Raw genomic sequence first — 16,929 nt, 5'->3', positions numbered from 1 at the left:
GGAGCGAGCTCGCTCGCGATGGTCGTCAACGATAACGCGTGCTTACTGGCTGTTCGCGGCGTTTTCGCGTCCATCGCGAGCGAGCTCGCTCCTACAGTTCTTTTATCTGATTGGTCCCCTGTCCTTCCCGAATATTGGCTGTTTGATTGCCCTGCGCAGCGAACTAGATTGTCCCTGACAACCAACCCCACCACAGGTGATGATCCATGAACGTTTTGCGCTTCTGTACCGCTCCCCTCGCTGCCCTGACCTTGACCTTCTGCGCCTCGGCCTTCGCTCATGAAGCGGGTGGCCCTTCAGAAAAGGTCACGGTGCTGCAGGACCAGATGTTGAAAAACGTCCCGGGCAAAAAAGCCTTGATGATCGAAGTCGACTACAAGCCCGGCCAGTCGTCCATCGCTCACAAGCACGAAGGCACGGCCATGGCCTACGTTCTTTCAGGGGCAATCACTTCCCAGGTAAAGGGTGAAAAAGCGGTCACCTACAAGGCAGGTCAGTATTGGTACGAGCCTGCCGGCTCGGAGCACCTGGTCTCGAAAAACGCCAGCGCCACCAAACCTGCCAGGTTGTTGGTGTTCATGGTGTTGTCGCCGGACGAGCAAGTGCTGATCCCATTGGAAAACTGATGGCTGAAGGTATATCCATAAATAAAAACACCCGAATCATTGAATCGGGCGTTTTTATTTCTCACAGCAATTAACTGCACACTTTTAAACCCAATAAAACTATTGGCCGCCAGACAATTACGGAAATTGGCTATTTCAATCAGGCACGTCAGGTTTAGTCTGGAACAACTGCCGAACACTCCGGCAACTATAACTTCCCGACTCAAGTTGTTTCACTGGAGAAACACCATGAAACTTGCGCTTGCCAGTACCTTGACGATGACTGTCTTGATAACCGGCTGTTCGATTCCCACCGCACCTTCATCCGTATCTGCATTGAATGGCCTCTTCACCGAACCGGTTGGCCGCAGTAGTGCCACGAGTGTTCCCAACGGCAGCCATGTCTCACTGGGCATTGTCTACAGCCAGAACACCCAGGCCAACCGTGCTTACCTGCGAGATTATCAGGCCAACGCCGGCACCGGTTTCGGCCAGAGCCTGCTGGTGCAGCCGATTCACGATGCCTACGTCGCCACTTCCAGGCCCGATCTGGCAGTGGACTGGGTCAAGGCCTCCCTGCAACGACAATTCGGTTCGGTCACTGTATACCCGGACATGCAAAGCCTCAGGGCGGCGAAGCCGGATGTGATGGCAGTGGTCGATACCCGCAGTCAGCTGATGACGTCGCGCAGTTCAGACATCAAGGCAGATGTCAGTGCGGATTTTTACGACAAGAACTTTAACTACATCGGTACTGCACAAGGGCATGACGCCCGAGCGCTCAGCCCCGTGTGGGCGGACTTTAAACGCAGCGAAGAGATAGTTGCAGACATTAACGAACAGCAGAATGTGCAAGTAAGGGCGCTACAGAAGTTTGATCAATCGCTCAGCAATTTATTGACCAGTCCGACAAGTAATGTATCGATGATCAATAGTCAATCAAGCAAAAAGTTGTATTGATATCGATTACCCCTTCGCGAGCAGGCTCGCTCCCACATTGGTTCTGTGTATGACGTAAAACCATTGTGGGAGCGAGCCTGCTCGCGAAGGGGCTCGACCCGAAAGCAGAAAAATAAAAAAGCCCCGCATCACTCGATGCGGGGCTTTTTCATTCAACGCCTGATCAAGCCGGTTCCAGCTCGGCGGCGACGGCGGCAGGCACCACCGCTTGACCGCTCAACGCCAGGTCCAGCAGTTCGCGGTTGGCCACCGCGTACATGGCGTAGTCGGTGCCGCTTGCGGCACGGATTTCCACCAGCATGGCGCGCCAGCGCTCGATCATGCCTTCGTACTGCTCCATCCACAGTTCCAGGCGTGTTTCGACGTCCTGGGTGCCGTTGCCCTGTTGCAGGACCGAGATGGTGATCGCACGTTGCTGCCAGTCGACGTCATCACGGAACGCTTCACGGGCCAGGGCCTGCCAGTTGTTTTCCACCGGCAGAGCGCTGATCTGTTGCAGATACCAGGTGATGTCCAGCGCACTGCCCACGGCGAAGTACGCCTTGGCCACGTCGGCAGGATCCTGGCCGGTCACGTCGGAAGCCTCGATGATCGGCAGCAGCGTATACAGGTGCGTGGTGCCAGCCACCATGCGCGCCAACAACTCCGGCACACCGGCTTCGACGTACGCCTGATAACGGGTCTGCCAGGTTTCGCGGATCTCGCCACTGAGCAATTCGTCGAGCTTGAGGCCCAACGCCGCCAGATGCGGACCGAAGTGCGCGACATCACGGGCAGCGTTCTGCTCGTTGCGACGGGCACGCAGGAACCAGCGCGTGGCGCGACGGCCCAGGCGCATCAGCTCGTCCATCAGCTCCAGTTGCACGTCGGCGGAAACCTTGTAGTCCAGGTTTTCAATCTGACGGAACCAGTGCGGGAGGTGGAAAATGTCACGCACGATCACGTAGGCGCCGGCCACGTTCGCCGGGCTCATGCCGGTCGACTCTTTGAGTCGTTGAACGAAGGTGATGCCCATGTGGTTGACCAGATCGTTGGCGATCTGGGTGCTGACGATTTCACGCTTCAGACGGTGACGACGCATCGCCGCGGAGAACTTGCTCACCAGGGTCGGCGGGAAAGCGGTTTCCATGTCGCGGGTCAGGTAGTCGTCGTCCGGCACCAGGGAGCCCAGCAACTGCTCCTTGAGGTCGATCTTGCTGTACGAGATCAGCACCGACAGCTCGGGACGGGTCAGGCCATGGCCTTCAGCGATACGCTCGTTGATCGCATCTTCAGCCGGCAGGAACTCGATGGCACGGTCCAGCTTGCCACGGCCTTCCAGGTCGTTCATCAGGCGCTTGTATTCGGCAATCCGCGGCAAGGCACGACGGGCTGCCAGGGACAGGGCCTGGGTCTGCTTGTAGTTGTTGCCCAACACCAGGCCACCGACTTCGTCGGTCATGCTCGCCAGCAACTCGTTGCGTTGCTTGGCGGTCATGTCGCCGGCCTGAACCACTTCGTTGAGCAGGATCTTGATGTTCACTTCATGGTCGGAGCAGTCCACGCCACCGGCGTTGTCGATGAAGTCGGTGTTGGAACCGCCGCCATTGAGGCCGAACTCCACACGACCCAGTTGGGTCATGCCGAGGTTACCGCCCTCGCCCACCACTTTGCAGCGCAGTTCGTTGCCGTTCACGCGCAGTGCATCGTTGGCCTTGTCGCCGACATCGGCGTGGCTTTCGCTGCTGGCTTTCACGTAAGTACCGATACCGCCGTTCCACAGCAGATCCACCGGCGCCTTGAGCAAGGCGTTCAGCAGTTCGGTCGGGGTCAGCTTGTCGGCCTCGATATCGAAGCGCTCTTGCATCTGCGGGGAGATCGCGATGCTCTTCGCGCTGCGCGAGAAGATGCCGCCGCCTTCGGACATGATGCTGGTGTCGTAGTCAGACCAGGCCGAACGCGGCAGGTCGAACATGCGCTGACGCTCGGCGAAGCTCGATGCCGGATCCGGATTCGGGTCGATGAAAATGTGCAGGTGGTTGAACGCTGCGACCAGTTGCAGCTTGTCGGACATCAGCAAGCCGTTACCGAACACGTCACCGGCCATGTCACCGACACCGACCACGGTGATGCTGTCTTCCTGGACATTGATGCCGCGCTCACGGAAGTGGCGCTGCACGCCAACCCACGCGCCCTTGGCGGTGATGCCCATTTTCTTGTGGTCGTAACCGGCCGAACCGCCGGATGCAAACGCATCACCCAGCCAGAAGCCGTAGTCGATGGCGATGCCGTTGGCGATGTCGGAGAAGGTCGCAGTGCCTTTGTCCGCGGCCACTACCAGGTACGGGTCATCGTCGTCATGACGCACGACGTTGGCCGGCGGCACCAGGGCGCCGTCTTTCAGGTTGTCGGTGATGTCCAGCAGGCCGGAAATGAAGATGCGGTAGCAGGCGATGCCCTCGGCCGCGATCTCGTCACGGCTGCCGCCCAGTGGCAGGCGACGCGGCAGAAAGCCGCCCTTCGCGCCCACCGGCACGATGACCGAGTTCTTCACTTGCTGGGCTTTTACCAGGCCCAGGACTTCGGTACGGAAGTCTTCTTCACGGTCGGACCAGCGCAGGCCGCCACGAGCAACGTTGCCGAAGCGCAGGTGCACGCCTTCGACACGTGGCGAGTACACGAAGATTTCGAACTTCGGTACCGGCTTCGGCAGCTCGGGAATCAGGTGCGGGTTGAACTTGAAGCTGAAGTACGACTTGTTATGGCCGTTGGCATCGGTCTGGTAGAAGTTGGTGCGCAGGGTGGCCTTGATCAGGTCCAGGTAGCGACGCAGGATGCGGTCTTCGTTCAGTACCTGTACGTCGTCCAGGGCGCTGTGAATCGCGAGTTCCAGGCGTTGCTGCTTGTCTTCCAGATCGTCGCCGGACAGCTTGCGCGCCAGGTAGAAGCGGGTCTTGAACAACCGCGTCAGCTCGCGGGCGATGTCGGTGTGGTTGTTCAGGGTGCTGGCGATGTAGCCCAGGTCGAAGCCCAGACGAATCTGTTTCATGTAGCGGGCGTAGGCACGCAGCAGCGCCACATCGCGCCATGGCAGGCCTGCAGTCAGTACCAGACGGTTGAACCCGTCGTTCTCGGCATCGCCACGCACGATGTGGACAAAGGCGTCCTGCAGCGTGTCGTTGAGCTGCTGGATGTCGAGTTCCAGGCCCTCGGCGGCAGTGAACGCGAAGTCGTGAATCCAGAACTCGCGGCCACTGTTGTGACGCAGGCGATACGGGAACTCACCCAGCACGCGCAGGCCAAGGTTTTCCAGGATCGGCAGGACGTCGGACAGTGCCAGCGGAGTATCGGCGTGATACAGCTTGCAGTGCAGCATGCGCTGGCCGGAAACCTGGCCCAGCGGCTGGTAGAAACTCATCACCAGCGGATTTTTTTCGTTCAGGCTCAGCAGGTGCTGCATGTCGACCACAGCCGAGTGGGCTGCGAAACGTTCACGGTAACCGGCCGGGAAGCCTTTCGGGAAGTCGGTCAGCACGTTGGTGCCGTGGGCTTCGCCGAAGCTTTCGATGGTCAGGGCGGCGTAATCGTCCTGCCAGCTGCGGCAGGCCTGCACCACTTCCTTTTCCAGCAGCAACGGGTCGATGTCGAGGCGGTTTTTCGGGTCGACTCGCAGGATCAACTGCACACGGGCCAGCACGGACTCGGAGAAGAAGGTCCAGAACTCGCAATCGGTCGCTTTCAGGCGATCCATCAGTACTTGCTGGATCTTCTGCCGTACTTCGGTGGAATAGATGTCACGCGGCACGTAGGCCAGGCAGTAGCAGAAACGGCCGTACGGGTCTTTGCGCAAGAACACGCGAATCTTGTTGCGTTCCTGGATCTGCACGATCGACATCACGGTGCTGAACAGCTCGTCCACCGGGGTCTGGAACAGATCGTCGCGCGGCAGCACTTCGAGCACCTGCGCCAGTTCCTTGCCCAGGTGAGCCTTGGCCTGGAAGCCGGAGCGGCGTTCGATTTCCTCGACCTTGCGGCGGATGTACGGGATCACCCGCACGCTCTCGCCATACACCGACGAGGTGTACAGGCCCATGAAACGGCATTCCTTGATGACCTTGCCGTTGGCATCGATTTCGCGGATCGACACATAATCCGGGTAAGCCGGACGGTGTACACGGCTTGGGTGGGCGGCCTTGGCGAACGACAACAGGGTCGGTTCGCGCAGGTAGTTCACGGCGTAGTCTTCGATGCGCAGGTCATCGTAGGTCAGGCCGGCGCGCAGCAGTTTGGTCAGGCCAAGGAAGGAATCCTTGTCATAAACGATGTGGCCGCCATCGGTTTCGTCGCTGACCACGAACTCTTCGTAGCCGAGGAAGGTGAAGTGGTTGCCCACCAGCCATTCCAGGAAGCTCTTGATTTCACTCTTCTCGTCGGCGTCGACGGCGAACTGGCTGTTGTCCAGCTTGGTCAGGATGTCCTGGACCTTGGCCTTCATCGGCTCGAAATCACCGACGGCAACGCGAACTTCACCGAGCACCTGCTCCAGCTCTTTGCTCAGGACAGTGAGCTCGGCGGTATTGGCGCAGCGGTCGATTTCCAGGTACATCAACGACTCTTGCAGAATGTCGTCGCCCTGGGTGCCCTTCGGCAGGATTTCCAACAGCTCGCCCTTGCTGCCACGACGCACGCTCAGTACGGTGGTTTGCAGGGTATGGATGCTGTAGCCGCGACGATTGAGCTCGGTACGCACCGAGTCCACCAGGAATGGCAGGTCGTGGTGCAGCACTTCGACCGCCGTGTGGGTCGACTGCCAGCCGTGGCGTTCGTAATCGGGGTTGAAGACACGCACTTGCGGTTGCGCGTGATCGAAGCGCTCAAGCAGGCGCCACGCAGAAAGGGTACAGCCAGCGAGGTCGGACAACCGACGTTGGGTCAGTTCGTCAAGGGAAATGATGCCGAAGAATTGTTCAGCGAACAGCGCCACTTGTGGCAGTGCCTGTTCACTGATGTGCTGCGCCAGTGCCGCTTGCAGTTGGTGCTGGAAGTCGGCTTTGCTGGCTGCGGTGAAGAACGCCATCTGTGGTACTCCGCTTGGGCTTGTTATTGATGGAAGCGTCGCGTGCAAAACCCCTTTTCGGGGCTACCCGTCACCCTGTTCCTGATTCTCGGGCAGAGGAAACAGGGCGACAGGTGGGTGAAGCTGGACGAGACACTCGGGTCACATTCACCTTCCATGAATGGGCATCTGCAAAAACGACTGGGCTGCCTTCAGCGCAATGCCTTTACAGGTGCTCATCCGTTGCGCAGCTTAACGAGTGCGGCAAGGCCCGTGCTTGCGATGCTGCGACATATTCGGTCACCGGCACGCAGCTCAAGGCATGCGCATCGAACAACACTAGCATCCGCACAGAAAAATGACGGTTTTCCGTCCGGCTTTACGGTACGTCAGTACCAGAAATGACCGGCAACACACTGAGTGTTCATGACATGGCCGCAGACACTCGAGCAAGCAGAGGTCCGGAGGGAAGAGACTGTGAATAACCGCCAAGGGAGCGGTGACAAACGATGCAGTGCTTTACAACAATGTACTGATGAAGCTTGCTGGCGGATTCACCAATCCCTTAGTGCTCCCCGCCAGTTCAAGATTTCGGTTTAGGCAATAACACATATCCGCCAATTACCTTGTCATGGGCAATCATCCCCAAGCTGCCATTCTTTACCAAACGCCGCTGAATGGAGGTCTGGTTGCTTATTGAGGTTGTGGAAATTCTGTTTGTACTTCTTCCCCTTGTACGCGACCTCTTCTCCGTAGACTGCGTAAACTTTGCCGGCATCCCACGCCGGGATGTCGCCGCACTCACCTCCCCCGGCAGGCGCTTTGATAGTGATAGGCTCCGCTAGATTAATGGTATGGGTACCATCAGACACATCCACAGAAAGGGTACCTCTGGTGTCGGTAGTGACTGTCGGTGCTCTGAAGGACATCGATTCCGTATTACCTGTCGGAGGCACAAATCCGGTTGCAGTCCAACGATAAGTCAGTGGTTTGTTTGTGGGCGACTCCGCATAGACATGTGCACTGAACGTCTCGCCCGATGCAACTTCCTCTGGCAGCGCAAGCCGTCCTGTAGGCGGTTTGTCGGCCCCGTCTGCCAGCATTTTTTTGATGGCGGCGTCCAGATCGGGTTGAACCCCGATTTCTGTCCGATTGCCGTTGATCTGGGGGTAGCCTGTTTCGACGAGGAGTTCGCGGAGTACTTTCGGTGGAATATTGCCCAGGCCATTGGCACGGGCTACCCCTTGTAAAGAAGCAAGCACCCCCGCAATGATTGGATTCGCTGAAGAAGTGCCGCTATATGTATGGACATAAGCCGTGGTTGGGTTACTTTCGGTCCATGAGGTTGTGGTGACATTACCCCCCCAGCTGAATAAATCGACGCGACTTCCATAATCGGAATAACTCGCCCTGAGGCCGGTCTTGGGTTCAACGGCACCCGCATAAATTGCACCTGAATCGAAAAGGTTTCGATCAAAGTAATCTTTTAAATACGGATGATCCAAATTGACATTTCCGTTAGCCGCAGCCATCACCACATGCGCGCCCTTTTCTTCTGTCATGTAGGCAATTGTGTCGCGTGCTGGACGGTAGAACTCCACAGGCACATAACAGGTGTCCGCACAGTCCATTTCGTCGTCAACAGGGACGTAGCGGTACTGCACGCCTATCTGCACTACATCCCCCGCGTGCAGCTGCTCCGCAAGCTTTACCAGTCGTGCCAGATTCCACTGCGCAAAACCTAACTTTGCAAAAGGTGCAATGCCGGTAGTGCCAAAGCCATTCTCTTGAGAGGCAATAGTGCCCACACTGGCGGTGTCATGGTGCCCTGCGGTGGCACTATCGTTAATTTCCAGATAAGGTTTCGGTAAATCGACATGGTCGTACGACCAATGAGATGCTTCAGAAGATACCACCCGTACTTCCTGACCTTTACCACCAGCAATTTTCCAGGCTTGTACTGCATTCACACCACCGATTTTATAGGGTGGAACGGCAGTTGGTCCTTGCAAGTAATTTTGTTGCCCGGTGTAATCTGGAATATTTTCTTGTACAACATCCACAATGGGCGAGCCGTTATCCATCTCCATACCATCCGCCCGCGGCTCAAACTCAGCCCACTCGACCAATGGATTCTGCTTTAATTGCTCGATCAATTTCTCTGCCTGTTTTTCAGTCAGCGTGTGGGTATCTACTATAAAATAGCGATCCAAACGGTGTCTTTGTAACGCATGTCGCTCCTCGTTAGTTCCAGCCATGGAAGAAGGCACCAGGGCCTTCATATGTGGCACAAGAAGCTTCAGCGCCTTTAAAGTTTGATGACTGCCAGAAGTATTTTCCTGGCCGTCAAAACTGGAAACGCCGTCTTTGGCTAAAAAAATCAAATGCGAATAATCAGGCGCAGCCGCGTACACCGGCAAACACAATGAGGCAGCCCCAAAGAGCACTGCGCCGCACCACATGCTAATCATTTTCATTTTTATACCTTCCTGTAAGTATCCCCTGTAATCATCAAATACCTCCCGCATGCACTGAGGCCGAGTCGCATAACAAACAGCAAGCCCGATAGCTAGTGATTGCTTGGGTGACAGGTAATGCTTTAATCCAAGGAGTGGCTACTGTCAGAAATTACAGTGCCGACAGCTGGTCAACTCTTCTGGTCATTAGCGTTCAGGGTGGATAATGATTGAGCAGGTGTACCTCGTTGTTATTGCTGCGACAAAACACACCGCCCGTAGCCGAGCAGAAACTTTAAAAGACTGGCAGAATCGCGCTCTTGTTTGTCTTCACAGTGCTCGTCAAGCCAGGAAATCCCCATGAAAATGAAAACCGCCCTCTTGATCGTCAACCCGTGCGACGAAGAAGAAGACAACATGGCCATGCTCTGCTGCCACAGCGAACAGGGCGAAATGTTCCTGATGAGCCGCTACCCGGATGAAGACGAGCTGGAAATCACCCTCGACGGCGAACCGTCGACCCTTGAGGGCGTGAAAGTCACGCTCGGCCCTACCCGCCTGTTGATTGAAATCGCGGCGGCGGATGCCGATGCCTTGAATGGGGATGATGTGCTGGAAATCACTCACAGCACTGAAACCAGTGATTTGGCCGAGGTGGAAGAGACGTTGCAGAACATTCTCAAGGGGACCGGGACCTATATCAGCGAGCTCTGATAGAGTCTGGGCGGTCCCCATCGCGGGCGAGCCCGCTCCCACAGGGTTTTGATGCGTTGCAAAGATTGCAGTCCACCTGCGTTCCTTGTGGGAGCGGGCTTGTCGGGTCGCCGCATCGCCGCGATGACGCTCGCAAGAACACTACGCACCTGCTTGCCTTCGTGTTTCAAACAGCTTCGCCCATCATTTCCTGCACTTTGCACAAAATGCCGTTAGTCGCCGCCCCCCGCGATGGATTAAAGTAACGCCCCCAGCCCTGGCGCATTTCGAGCGTCCTCGGCCACCCTTTTGCAGGAACAGTCATCGATGGAACATCGTGAAGCGCTGCTCGCGCTGCGAACCTTTCTTTCAACGCAGATTCTCGGCCAGGAAAAACTCATAGAGCGTTTGCTCATCGCCCTGCTCGCCGACGGCCACATGCTGGTCGAGGGCGCCCCTGGCCTGGCCAAGACCAAGGCCATCAAAGAACTTGCCGAAGGCATCGAAGCCCAGTTCCACCGCATCCAGTTCACCCCCGACCTGTTGCCGGCCGACATTACCGGTACGGAAATCTACCGCCCGGAAACCGGCAGTTTCGTGTTCCAGCAAGGCCCTATCTTCCACAACCTGGTATTGGCGGACGAAATCAACCGCGCCCCGGCCAAGGTTCAGTCGGCCCTGCTCGAAGCCATGGGCGAACGGCAAGTCAGTGTCGGACGCAGCACCTATGAGCTGTCGCCGCTGTTCCTGGTGATGGCCACGCAAAACCCCATCGAGCAGGAAGGTACCTATCCGCTGCCCGAAGCCCAGCTTGACCGGTTCCTGATGCACGTGAAAATCGGCTTTCCCGATGCCACTGTCGAGCGCCGGATTCTGCAGCAAGCCCGCGGAGAAGCCCTGAACGGCGAAGCAAAGCCAGAGCGTCGGGTTACCCAACAGACGATTTTTGCCGCGCGCAAGGAAATCCTCGGCTTGTACATGGCCGACGCCGTGGAGGAATACCTGGTGCAACTGGTCATGGCCACCCGCACCCCGGCCAAGTTCGATCCGGAGATGGCCGAGTGGATCGCCTACGGCGCCAGCCCGCGCGGTTCGATTGCCCTGGACCGCTGCGCCCGCGCCCACGCCTGGCTGGCCGGACGTGATTTCGTCAGCCCGGAAGATATCCAGGCGGTGCTGTTCGACGTGCTGCGCCATCGCATCATTCTTTCCTTTGAAGCCGAAGCCGCTGGCATCGATCAGGACCGGGTGGTCCAGCGGATTCTCGACGTCGTAGCCGTCGCTTGACCCCGATGAACGTCAGCCTGCCGCCCGAGCCGGGCATCCGTGTCAGCCTCGCCGACCTGATCGAGATGCGCCATCGCGTGCGCGAAGTGCAGCTGTTTTCCACGCCGAGCCAGCGCAGCCCGCTGATTGGCCTGCACCATTCCAAATTGCGCGGGCGTGGCGTCGACTTCGATCAGGTGCGCGTCTATCAGGCCGGCGACGATGTGCGCACCATCGACTGGCGCGTGACTGCGCGCACCCAGGAGCCCCACACCAAGCTGTTCCACGAAGAACGCGAACGGCCGATTTTCATCATGGTCGAACAAAGCCGCCGGTTGTTTTTCGGCTCGGGTCAGATGTTCAAGTCGGTGCTCGCCGCACAGGCGGCGAGCCTGATCGGTTGGGCAGCCCTGGGCCACAACGATCGGGTCGGCGGGCTGGTGTATGGCGACAATGAGCACTACGAAATCAAGCCTCGGCGCAGCAAGCAAAGCCTGCTGCAGTTGCTCAACCGGCTGGTGCGGGTCAATCAGTCGCTCAACAGCGAAATCGAGCCGGACCGTGACGCCTTCGGTATCGCCCTGCGCCGCGCCCGGGAAGTGTCACGCCCGGGCAGCCTGGTGGTGGTGATCTGCGACGAACGTTCCCTTTCGGAAAGTGCCGAGCAACAGCTGAGCCTGTTATCCCGCCATTGCGACCTGTTGCTGCTGCCGTTGTCCGATCCTCTGGATCATGCCCTGCCCGCCGCCGGCCTTTTACGTTTCGCCGAGCGCGGTGCGCAACTGGAGCTCGACACCCTGAATTTCGACCTGCGCCAGACTTACCGGGCCCTGGCCGAAGCACGCATCGCTCGCTGGGAGCTGCTCGCGCAGAAGCTGGGCGTCTTGCTGATGCCCTTGAGTACCCAGAGCGAGATGGTCGAGCAACTGCGCGAGTACCTGAACCCACAGAAGCCGGGGAAAGGTCGATGAGCGGACTGGAACAACTGCAACCGCTGATTTCTCCGCCGCCGATCGACTTTTGGCCGCCCGCGCCGGGCTGGTGGATACTGCTGCTGTTGCTGCCGCTACTCGGCTACGGACTGTGGAACCTGCGGCGCTTCATTCCTCGCAAACGCCCCGTGGTGCGCGCCGAACAGCCGCTGGACCCGGTTCGCCTGGCAGCGCTGGCCGAATTGGCGCTGATGCCCAAGCCCTACGACGGTGCACCGGCCGGTGCCTGGCTGCAGCAACTCAACGGCTTGCTCAAGCGCCTGTGCCGCAACCACTATCCCTACAGCCAGAGCCATACCCTCAACGGGCGCAAATGGCTGGCGTTCCTCGACAACCGCTGCCCGGCAGCCGGCCTGACCCGCTGGATGGTGCTCGTGGAAGGTGCCTACAAACCCGAATGCAAACTTGATGACAAGGCCATCGCCGGCCTGACCCAGGCCGTCGACACATGGATTCGCAAGCATGTTTGAGTTCGCCTGGCCGTGGATCTTCGCCCTGTTGCCCTTGCCGTGGTTGATGCGCATCATCCTGCCGGTCGCCGACAGTGGCGAGCCGGCGCTCAAGGTCAGTTTTCTAAGCGATCTGGAAGGCCTCGCCGGCCGCCGCGCCCGCGCCAATCTGCCGGCCTGGCGCCAACAGTCGCCGTTCATTTTGCTGTGGCTGCTGCTGCTGATGGCCGCCGCACGCCCGCAGTGGCTGGGTGAACCGTTACCGATCGCCGCCAGTGGCCGCGACTTGCTGGTCGCGGTGGACGTTTCGGGCTCGATGGATTTTCCCGACATGCAGTGGCAGGAAGAAGACGTCAGTCGCCTTTCGCTGGTCCAGCATCTGCTCGGCGACTTTCTCGAAAGTCGCGAAGGTGACCGGGTCGGCCTGATCCTGTTCGGTAGCCAGGCCTACGTGCAAGCGCCACTGACCTTCGACCGCCACACCGTGCGCGTCTGGCTCGATGAGGCACGCATCGGCATTGCTGGCAAAAACACCGCCATCGGCGATGCCATCGGCCTTGCGCTCAAACGCCTGCGCCAACGTCCGGCACAGAGCCGCGTGCTGATTCTGGTCACCGACGGGGCCAATAATGCCGGTGAAATCGATCCGCTCACCGCCGCCCGACTGGCGGCCAGGGAAGATGTGAAGATCTACCCGATCGGCATCGGTGCCGATCCGGAACAAAGTGGCTCCGTAGGCTTCCTCGGTGTCAACCCGAGCCTGGACCTGGACGAACCTTCCCTCAAGGCAATCGCCGAGGCTACAGGCGGCCAGTACTTCCGCGCCCACGATGGCAAGGAACTGCAATCGATCAAGGTAACCCTCGATCAACTGGAACCCGTGGCCCAGCAACCGACCCAGGCCCGTCCGGCCCAGGCGTTGTATCAATGGCCCCTGGCGCTGGCACTGCTGTTGAGCATGCTGCTGGTGGCCCCCGTACTCTGGCCGGACAACCCGTTGCAACGCCTGTTTACCAAGGATCTGTTTTTGCAAACCCAATTGCTGCCTGACTGGCGCCAGCGTCTCAAACGCCTGCGTCTGCGGAGGCGCCGATGAGTGCGCTGTGGCCCTACTGGTTCCGCCCCTGGTGGCTACTGTTGCTGCCGGTGCTTGGCTGGTTGCTCTGGCAGCTCTGGCACCGCAAGAAGCGCGCCGGGCGCTGGCAGATGATTCTACCTCCAGCCTTTCACGCAGCACTGCTCAGCGGTGGCAGTGGTCGTGACAGTAAATTGCCCTGGGTCGCGCTCGGCGCGGCGTGGTTGTTGACCGTACTGGCGCTGCTGGGCCCGAGTTGGGAACGCGTCGAGCAAACCAGCCAGAAGCCCGCCGACCCGTTGGTGGTGATTCTTGAACTGACCCCGGAAATGCTCGCCACCGATGTCGCGCCCAATCGGCTGGAACAGGCCCGGCGCAAGCTGTTCGATCTGCTGCAAGTTCGCAGCGATGCCCAGACTGCGATCGTCGTCTACGCCGGCAGCGCGCATACGCTGGTGCCGCTCTCCGATGACCTGTCCACCAGCCACAACCTGCTCGATGCCCTCAAACCGTCATTGATGCCCGAGGCCGGCCACCGCGCCGATCTGGCGGTAATCAAGGCCCTGGCCCTGCTGGATCAGGGCGCACTCGGTGACGGGCGGATCCTGCTGATCGGCTCATCCCTGACAGAAGACGAACGCCTGGGAATTCGCCGCGCCATGGCGGGCAAATCGACGCAGTTTCTGATGCTCGGCATCGGCACCGCCGAAGGCTCGCCGATCACCCAGGAAGACGGCAGTTTCCTCAAGGACGAACAAGGCGCGATCCTCGTACCGCGCCTGGACGAGCCTGGCCTGAAAGCCTTCGCCCGCGATCTCGACGGACGCTATCGCCCCGCCCGCCTGGACGACAGCGACCTGCGCGCCCTCGGCCTGCTCGACGGTCCGCGTCACCTGCGCAATGACGGCCAGACGCTACGCCTCGACACCTGGGCCGACCAGGGTTACTGGCTGCTGCTGCCACTGTTGCTGCTCGCGGCCTGCGCGGGACGCCGGGGCTGGCTGCTCTGCCTGCCGCTGCTGTTGGCGCTGCCGCAACCCGGCTACGCTTTCGACTTCGCAGACCTGTGGCTGCGTCCTGATCAACAAGGCGTGCAATTACTCAAACACCAGCGTCCGGCCGAGGCCGCGCGGCGCTTCGAAGACCATCAATGGCAAGGCATGGCGTTCTATGAAGCCGGAGACTACGCGGGCGCCGCCGAGCGGTTTGCCGAGGGCAACGATGCCCATGCCCACTACAATCGGGGCAACGCCCTGGCCAAAAGTGGTGAGCTGGAGGCTGCCCTGGACGCTTACGAACAGGCGCTGGAACGCCAACCGGATTTGCGCCCGGCGCTGACCAACAAGGCGCTGGTGGAAGAGTTGCTCAAGCAGAAAAACAACCCGCCCTCCGCAGAGCCTGCCACCAGCGACGAGCCCCAGGCCAGTGAGCAGCAAACACCGCCCGGTGCCACGACGCAGCCTTCGGACAGCGGCGAGCCGCAGGCGCAAGAACCGCAGGCTGACGCCGACACCAGGCATCCGTCCACGTCGCCCCCCAAGCCTGGAGCCAACGAAGTACCAGGCAGTCAATTGGGTGACGAACAGCACACGACGCCGCCCTTGCGCCCGGCCACCGACAGCATCGAAGGTGAACAGCGTCAGGCGCTGGAGCAGTGGTTACGGCAGATCCCGGATGACCCCGGTGAGCTGCTGCGGCGCAAATTCTGGTATGAACAGCAGCAACATCAGGATCAGGAAAAAACTCGATGACCCGCTTCACCGTTTTATTGCTCGCGCTGCTGCATGGCCTGTTGTTCTGCACCGTTCAGGCACAGGCCGCAGAGCTGGTCGCCAGTGTGGACCGCAGTCGCCTGAGCTCGGGCGAGACGGTCGAGCTGACTCTGGAATCCACCGACGTGACACAGTTCGGCAAACCCGACATGACACCGCTGGAGCCGTTGTTCGAAGTGCGCGGCACACGCCAGGTCAACCAGCTGAACACCCTCAGCGGCGAAAACCGGGCCACCACCCGCTGGATCGTCACCCTTCTGCCCCGGCAAAACGGCAGCGTGGTGATTCCGCCACTGCAACTGGGCGAACTGCAGAGCCAGCCTATCACCCTGCAAGTGGTCGAGAGCGAAACACCGGACAACCCGGACAAACGGGCCGCGGTGTTCATTGATGCCAGCCTCGATCAAACCAGCGTGTACGTTCAGGCCCAGGCGATCCTGACCCTGCGCATCTACCATTCGGTGTCGCTGTACGACGACAGTAGCCTGCCGCCCTTGCAGATACCTGATGCACGCATCGAGCAATTGGGCGACTCACGCACCTACGAAAAAGACATCGATGGGCTGCGCCATGGCGTGATCGAAATGCGCTATGCGATCTACCCGCAACACAGCGGCGAACTGATCATTCCGGCGCAGGTCTTCAACGCTGCGCTGGTCGATGCGCAACCGGTACAGGACAGCGCCCAGGGGCCGAAATCCGGCAAGCTGATGCGCGTGACCTCGGCCGAACTGCTGTTGACGGTCAAGGCCAAACCCATCACCTATCCGGCCGATGCCCCCTGGCTGCCTGCGCGCAGCCTGACCCTGAGCGAAAGCTGGAACCCGGAGCCGGATCATGCCCAGGTTGGCGATTCCTTGACCCGCAGCTTGACAGTGACGGCCGAAGGCTTGTCCAGCACCCAACTGCCACCGCTGCCCGGCACCGATGTCGGCGGTCTGCGCCGCTACCCGGATCAACCGGTGCTCGGCAACCAGAACAGCGAACGCGGCCTGGTCGGCAGTCGTGAAGACCGCGAGGCCCTGGTGCCGACACGGACCGGCGCCATCGAACTGCCCACCGTCGACCTGGTGTGGTGGAACACCTTCGAAGACCATCTGGAACACAGCAGCTTGCCCGCGCGCACGTTGCGTGTGGCGGCCAATCCGAGCCTGGCGGTCGACACCCCGGCCGGCGCCTCAGCGGTCGATGCCGGCGCCGACAGCCAAGCGCTCTGGCGCTGGAAGCTCAGTACCCTGATTCTGGCCTGCACCACTCTGCTCGGCTTCGGCCTCTGGTGGCGTGGCCGCTGGCAACCGGCGGTGGCGCGTGCCGCTCAAACCGGCCCGAGCCCGCGCACCGTGCTTGACGACCTCAAGCGCGCCTGCCAGGCCAACGACTCCCATGCCACCCGCCAGGCCCTCGACGCCTGGGCCCGGCAACAACCGGAAACCCTGGCCGACATGGCCGCCCGCTTCGTGCCGCTGTCCGATGCCCTCGACGGCCTGAACGGCGCGCTGTACAGCGAAACCGGCCAGTATTGGCAAGGTGACGAATTGTGGCGGGCGATCAAGGCGATCCCGATGGCCGAACGGGTTCAGGATCCGGTCGGCGACAGTGGGTTGCCGCCGCTTTATCCCAAGTAAT

11 protein-coding genes are annotated in these 16,929 nt (G+C 59.9%); 9 read left to right on the top strand and 2 right to left on the bottom strand.

Annotated features, from left to right (window positions below):
• Positions 1-206 precede the first annotated feature (206 nt).
• Positions 207-626, top strand: coding sequence for a cupin domain-containing protein (locus tag RS887_RS23905; RefSeq protein WP_322617325.1), 420 nt, complete (start codon positions 207-209; stop codon positions 624-626).
• Positions 627-854: 228 nt separating this feature from the next.
• A complete protein-coding gene (locus RS887_RS23900) occupies positions 855-1,565 on the top strand; it encodes an ATPase (protein ID WP_322617324.1) in 711 nt (236 codons plus the stop codon).
• Positions 1,566-1,728: 163 nt separating this feature from the next.
• Here RS887_RS23900 and RS887_RS23895 read toward each other — a convergent pair whose 3' ends face one another.
• Both RS887_RS23895 and RS887_RS23890 read right to left on the bottom strand, forming a co-directional pair.
• Positions 1,729-6,621 carry an NAD-glutamate dehydrogenase gene (locus RS887_RS23895; protein WP_322617323.1) on the bottom strand — a complete coding sequence of 1,631 codons (4,893 nt, stop codon included), beginning with the start codon at positions 6,619-6,621 and terminating at the stop codon, positions 1,729-1,731.
• Positions 6,622-7,229: 608 nt separating this feature from the next.
• The gene (locus tag RS887_RS23890; RefSeq protein ID WP_322617322.1) at positions 7,230-9,077 is read right to left on the bottom strand and encodes a S8 family peptidase; all 1,848 of its coding nucleotides are present in this window, start codon (positions 9,075-9,077) and stop codon (positions 7,230-7,232) included.
• Positions 9,078-9,416: 339 nt separating this feature from the next.
• On the opposite strand from RS887_RS23890, the gene RS887_RS23885 reads away from it, so the two are divergent.
• From RS887_RS23885 to RS887_RS23855, 7 genes are all read left to right on the top strand, one after another.
• Positions 9,417-9,770: a hypothetical protein gene (locus RS887_RS23885; protein ID WP_322617321.1), complete on the top strand. Its 354-nt coding sequence runs from the start codon at positions 9,417-9,419 to the stop codon at positions 9,768-9,770.
• Between the two features lie 306 nt (positions 9,771-10,076).
• Positions 10,077-11,036 carry an AAA family ATPase gene (locus RS887_RS23880; RefSeq protein WP_007994509.1) on the top strand — a complete coding sequence of 320 codons (960 nt, stop codon included), beginning with the start codon at positions 10,077-10,079 and terminating at the stop codon, positions 11,034-11,036.
• A gap of 5 nt (positions 11,037-11,041) precedes the next feature.
• Positions 11,042-11,986 (top strand): DUF58 domain-containing protein, encoded by a 945-nt coding sequence (locus RS887_RS23875; RefSeq protein ID WP_322617320.1) that lies wholly within the window; start codon positions 11,042-11,044, stop codon positions 11,984-11,986.
• Positions 11,983-12,477, top strand: a complete 495-nt coding sequence (locus tag RS887_RS23870) for a DUF4381 domain-containing protein (RefSeq protein WP_008020063.1) — start codon at positions 11,983-11,985, stop codon at positions 12,475-12,477. The genes RS887_RS23875 and RS887_RS23870 overlap by 4 nt, the downstream gene beginning before the upstream one ends.
• Positions 12,470-13,552 (top strand): VWA domain-containing protein, encoded by a 1,083-nt coding sequence (locus RS887_RS23865; protein WP_322617319.1) that lies wholly within the window; start codon positions 12,470-12,472, stop codon positions 13,550-13,552. The genes RS887_RS23870 and RS887_RS23865 overlap by 8 nt, the downstream gene beginning before the upstream one ends.
• The gene (locus RS887_RS23860; RefSeq protein WP_322617318.1) at positions 13,549-15,282 is read left to right on the top strand and encodes a tetratricopeptide repeat protein; all 1,734 of its coding nucleotides are present in this window, start codon (positions 13,549-13,551) and stop codon (positions 15,280-15,282) included. Before RS887_RS23865 ends, RS887_RS23860 begins: the two co-directional genes overlap by 4 nt.
• Positions 15,279-16,928 (top strand): BatD family protein, encoded by a 1,650-nt coding sequence (locus RS887_RS23855; RefSeq protein WP_322617317.1) that lies wholly within the window; start codon positions 15,279-15,281, stop codon positions 16,926-16,928. The genes RS887_RS23860 and RS887_RS23855 overlap by 4 nt, the downstream gene beginning before the upstream one ends.
• Position 16,929: the final 1 nt, after the last annotated feature.

It is taken from the genome of Pseudomonas sp. BIC9C, from assembly GCF_034541995.1.
GTDB classification, from domain to species: domain Bacteria; phylum Pseudomonadota; class Gammaproteobacteria; order Pseudomonadales; family Pseudomonadaceae; genus Aquipseudomonas; species Aquipseudomonas fluorescens_CC.
This window is presented reverse-complemented; position numbering and strand designations above follow the sequence as displayed.

What these genes read in the sequence shown, in the direction of transcription:
- RS887_RS23905 (WP_322617325.1), top strand. Translation starts at nt 207, where the DNA reads ATGAACGTTTTGCGCTTCTGTACCGCTCCCCTCGCTGCCCTGACCTTG.
- RS887_RS23900 (WP_322617324.1), top strand. Translation starts at nt 855, where the DNA reads ATGAAACTTGCGCTTGCCAGTACCTTGACGATGACTGTCTTGATAACC.
- RS887_RS23895 (WP_322617323.1), bottom strand. Translation starts at nt 6,621, where the DNA reads ATGGCGTTCTTCACCGCAGCCAGCAAAGCCGACTTCCAGCACCAACTG.
- RS887_RS23890 (WP_322617322.1), bottom strand. Translation starts at nt 9,077, where the DNA reads ATGAAAATGATTAGCATGTGGTGCGGCGCAGTGCTCTTTGGGGCTGCC.
- RS887_RS23885 (WP_322617321.1), top strand. Translation starts at nt 9,417, where the DNA reads ATGAAAATGAAAACCGCCCTCTTGATCGTCAACCCGTGCGACGAAGAA.
- RS887_RS23880 (WP_007994509.1), top strand. Translation starts at nt 10,077, where the DNA reads ATGGAACATCGTGAAGCGCTGCTCGCGCTGCGAACCTTTCTTTCAACG.
- RS887_RS23875 (WP_322617320.1), top strand. Translation starts at nt 11,042, where the DNA reads ATGAACGTCAGCCTGCCGCCCGAGCCGGGCATCCGTGTCAGCCTCGCC.
- RS887_RS23870 (WP_008020063.1), top strand. Translation starts at nt 11,983, where the DNA reads ATGAGCGGACTGGAACAACTGCAACCGCTGATTTCTCCGCCGCCGATC.
- RS887_RS23865 (WP_322617319.1), top strand. Translation starts at nt 12,470, where the DNA reads ATGTTTGAGTTCGCCTGGCCGTGGATCTTCGCCCTGTTGCCCTTGCCG.
- RS887_RS23860 (WP_322617318.1), top strand. Translation starts at nt 13,549, where the DNA reads ATGAGTGCGCTGTGGCCCTACTGGTTCCGCCCCTGGTGGCTACTGTTG.
- RS887_RS23855 (WP_322617317.1), top strand. Translation starts at nt 15,279, where the DNA reads ATGACCCGCTTCACCGTTTTATTGCTCGCGCTGCTGCATGGCCTGTTG.